This window comes from Actinotalea ferrariae CF5-4 (assembly GCF_000603945.1).
Classification (GTDB): Bacteria; Actinomycetota; Actinomycetes; order Actinomycetales; family Cellulomonadaceae; genus Actinotalea; species Actinotalea ferrariae.
On record NZ_AXCW01000257.1, the window covers coordinates 1 to 3,658 of the forward strand.

At 74.0% G+C, this 3,658-nt stretch carries 5 protein-coding genes, 1 pseudogene and 1 riboswitch; of the genes and pseudogenes, 4 read left to right on the forward strand and 2 right to left on the reverse strand.

Annotated elements, in window-relative coordinates; translation table 11 throughout:
- The 3 genes from N866_RS15775 to N866_RS15785 all read left to right on the forward strand — a co-directional run.
- On the forward strand, positions 1–261 hold a 261-nt coding region (locus tag N866_RS15775; RefSeq protein ID WP_034228104.1), incomplete at its 5' end, for a chemotaxis protein CheX.
- Between the two features lie 70 nt (positions 262–331).
- Positions 332–691: a response regulator gene (locus N866_RS15780; protein ID WP_034228106.1), complete on the forward strand. Its 360-nt coding sequence runs from the start codon at positions 332–334 to the stop codon at positions 689–691.
- Positions 688–1,185, forward strand: coding sequence for a hypothetical protein (locus tag N866_RS15785; protein ID WP_034228108.1), 498 nt, complete (start codon positions 688–690; stop codon positions 1,183–1,185). The genes N866_RS15780 and N866_RS15785 overlap by 4 nt, the downstream gene beginning before the upstream one ends.
- Positions 1,186–1,206: 21 nt before the next feature.
- On the opposite strand, the gene N866_RS20080 is transcribed toward N866_RS15785, so the two are convergent.
- Positions 1,207–2,040: a M15 family metallopeptidase gene (locus N866_RS20080; RefSeq protein WP_034228110.1), complete on the reverse strand. Its 834-nt coding sequence runs from the start codon at positions 2,038–2,040 to the stop codon at positions 1,207–1,209.
- A gap of 291 nt (positions 2,041–2,331) precedes the next feature.
- A riboswitch (cyclic di-GMP riboswitch) is annotated at positions 2,332–2,406 on the forward strand.
- Between the two features lie 15 nt (positions 2,407–2,421).
- On the opposite strand from N866_RS20080, the gene N866_RS21055 reads away from it, so the two are divergent.
- A complete protein-coding gene (locus N866_RS21055) occupies positions 2,422–2,574 on the forward strand; it encodes a hypothetical protein (RefSeq protein ID WP_155855422.1) in 153 nt (50 codons plus the stop codon).
- Between the two features lie 110 nt (positions 2,575–2,684).
- Here N866_RS21055 and N866_RS21510 read toward each other — a convergent pair.
- Positions 2,685–3,658: pseudogene (locus N866_RS21510) on the reverse strand (hypothetical protein); the annotation flags it as partial.

Consider the following 3,658-nt stretch of genomic DNA (forward strand, 5'->3'; position numbering starts at 1 on the left):
GCCACCCTCATCACGCAGGCGCTGCTCGCCATGGGCCCGGACGACCCCGTCGGCGACGAGGACTTCCGGGACGCGCTCGGCGAGGTCGCCAACGTCGTCGGCGGGAACGTCAAGTCCCTCGTCCCGGAGTCCGGTCGCCTCACGCTGCCCGAGGTGACGCACGAGCGACCGTCGTCGGACGGGTGCTCGCTGCTGCACGAGCTCGCCCTGTCCTGGCGCGGCCGCGCCATCGTCATCTCCCTGTGGCAGCTGCCCGGGTGACGCCCGGCCGCCACGCACCCCCAACCCCTGCCCTCCACCTCCCCGCTCCTGAAAGGCACAGGTGGTCCCCATGAAGGTCCTCGTGGCCGACGACAGCCGCGTCATGCGGCAGATCGTCATCCGCACCCTCCGCCAGGCCGGCTACGACTGGGAGTACGTCGAGGCGACGGACGGCGCGAACGCCCTCGAGCTGCTCCCCACGGTCGAGCCGGACCTCGTGCTGTCCGACTGGAACATGCCCGAGATGCTCGGCATCGAGCTGCTGCGCGCGATGCGCGCCAACGGCGACGAGACGCCCTTCGGGTTCGTCACGTCCGAGGGCTCGACGGAGATGCGCGAGCTCGCCGACGCGGAGGGGGCGCTGTTCCTCATCGCCAAGCCGTTCACCGCGGAGGTCTTCCGCGACACCATCGACCCCTTCCTCGCATGAGCGCCGTGACGCGACCGACCCCGCTGCCCGCGGCGCTGGAGGTCAGGGAGCTGCTCGAGGGGCTGCTGGGGCGGGACGTCGAGGCCGTCGTCGGGACCGGGGCGGTCGACCCGCACCAGCACCCGGGGGCCGTCGTGGGCGCCTACGTCGACGACAACCTGAAGCTGCGCGCGCTCGTCGTGTTCGACCTGCCGCTCGCGGCCTGGGCCGGTGCGGCCATCGCCCTCGTGCCGGCGGCGACCGCGGCGACGTGCGTCGAGGACGCGGTCATCACGCCCGCCCTCTTCGAGAACACCGCGGAGATCCTCAACGTGGGGGCGTCGCTGTTCAACCACGACGGGTGCCCGCACCTGCGTCTGTACGAGACGTACGCGCCGCGCGAGACGCTGCCCGGCGACATCGCGAAGTGGGTGCTCGCGTACGTGCAGCGCCTCGACATGGAGCTGACCGTCAGCGGCTACGGCACGGGACGGGCCTCGGTCCTGGTGATCTGAGGCACCCGGCGGGCCCGCGCGTCAGTGCGTCGGGCGGTACGTCCAGTGCCACGGCTCGCGCGGCACGTCCTCGACGAACCCGTACCGCTCGCCGTGCGTCCGCATCCAGGCCTGCGCGCGCGCGTCGAGGTCCAGGTCGACCGCGATGCCCCAGCCGTGGTTGCTCGTCCCGGGGACGGCGGCCAGGCCGCCCTGGGAGTAGAGGCCCTTGCGGCGGACGAGGTCCACCTGCACGTCGTACGGGCGGTAGGAGTCCGTCACGCCGATGCTCACGCCGTCGCGGGCCGCCGCCGCGCGCAGCGCCTCGAGGGACCGTGCCGCGGGCGCCCAGAGGCGGTGCCCGTCCGCGCCGGCGACGGTGCTCAGGGCCGCTGCGGGGACCTTGCCGTTGCCGTGGACGCGGAGCTCGGCGGGGACGCCCTTGGCGTCGACGAGGGCACGCCCGCTCCCGACGGCGGGAACCGGAGCGCTCGCGGGGGCAGGTGCCGCACCGGCGGACGCCGCGGCGGACGAGGACACGCCGGACAGGGCGGCCAGCGCCGTCGGGTTCTCCCACCACGCGGGTGCCGCGCGCCCCAGCATCGCCGGGCCCTGGCCGGGGACGCCCTGGCCCAGGAAGGCGGCCGGTGCACCGCCGCCGGGTGCGCCCGGGGAGGCGGCGATCGCGGTCTCCAGGGCGGCGTCGAACCCGCCCGCCGACGGCGACCACGAGGCACCGGCCGCGCCGGACCCGTACGCGCCCGACGGCGTGCCGAGGACGCCACCCGGGGGGCGCCCGGCGGCGAGCCGGCTCACGGTGGCGATCTGCGACCGGATCTCGGCGATGCGGTCGGTCACGGCGGCGACGGGGTCCAACGTGCTCCTTCGCAGGCTCGGTGACTCGGTGACTCGGTGACTCGGTGACGCGGTGGTGGGCGGCTGCTCTGCTGACGGACGGCTGCTCTGCTGACGGTCGGTGCACGGGGACGGCGCCGGCGGGTCGCGGCGGTCCCTCGCACGTCTCCCATCGACCGGCCGCGGCACGAGATGAGCCGCGACGCAGGGCCGCGGCGCGCCCGGCTGCGGGTGAAAGCGCTGGTCCGAAAGGGTGAGGTTGATCTTTTACACGCTGACAGGACTCAAGTACCGGCAGCACTCTTCCGTTGTCAGCGACAAGGGCAAACCCGTCGAGAGGCGGGGACGCAAAGCCACGGGACCACCAAGGTCAGCCGGGCTGCCGACTGGAAGAAGGTCATCATGGGTGATTTCGCCGTCGTCAACGCCGGGTCGTCCAGCGCGCGCGAGGACGTCACGTCCTCCGTGCCGCCGCAGGTCCTCGCCCGCTGGGCCGCCATCGCGGGCGAGCGGGCCCTGGTCGGCTTCCTGCCGAACCAGGTCAGGACCGCCTGAGCGCACGGCCGCACTGCCGCATCACGACCAGGGGCGCCGTCATCGACGACGGCGCCCCGGTCGTGTGCCTGGGGGTCTGCGCCGCGGCGTGGGGTCTGCCGGGCCGGTGACTACTGGTAGCTGACGAAGTCCGGGACGGGCTGCACGCCGCCGTACGTCTGCTCCGGCGTCAGCATCGGCACGTCCTCGTCCACGAAGTTCTTCCAGCCCCACCACAGCCCCTGCGGCGCCGTCGCGCGCAGCGCGTTCCACGTGCCCTGCTTGGCCGGCTGCGAGCCCTGGCCGTCCACGTGGACCATGAGCGCGAGCTCCTCGTGGGACATGTCGAGCCGCTCGCGGTCGGCGATCATCGACAGCTTGAACTGGTGCAGGATCAGCAGCTTCTGCGGCAGCGCGTTGTCCCGCGTGAGCTGGGCGAGCCACGCGGAGACGGCGTTGACCTCGTCGATCCCCACCGAGCCGATCTGGCGCAGGTGCACCTGGTCCGGGGCGAGGCGCCACTCCGGGTCCAGCGCCAGGCCGACGTTCGGGTAGCGCAGCAGCGGCTCGTACATCTGGGCCTGGGTGACGAAGTCCGTGCGGCCCGGCTGCAGGTCCAGCACGACGTAGACGCCCGCGTCGCGCGCCGCCTCGACCCACGGCACGAACGACTCGACGGGCAGCTCGCGGGAGTAGTTGCCGTCCGGCGTGGCCTCCGCGGCCGCGATCGTCACGATGATCTCGAACGCCGGGACGACGACGTCCGGGGTGAGCGCCTGGTACTGGGCCGCGAGCTGCTGCGCGCGCGCGATGCTGCCGGGCAGGTCCTGCTCGCCGAGCATGCCCAGCGCGGCGGTGCCGGGCGTGCCGTAGAGGGCGACCATGCGCCGGCCGGGGAACAGCACCTGCCCGCCGCCGGGGAGCTCCACGCCGGTCGCGGCGGTCCGCACCTTCCAGGCGAGGTCCTCCGCGCTGCCGAACGCGCCGCCGACGGCGACCACCGTCTGCGGGGCCGCCGCGGCGACGGCCTGGACGGTCGCACTCGTGGCGCGGGGGTCGCCGTCGGGCACGGTGACGACGGCGATCCCCGCCGCGCGCGCGGTGG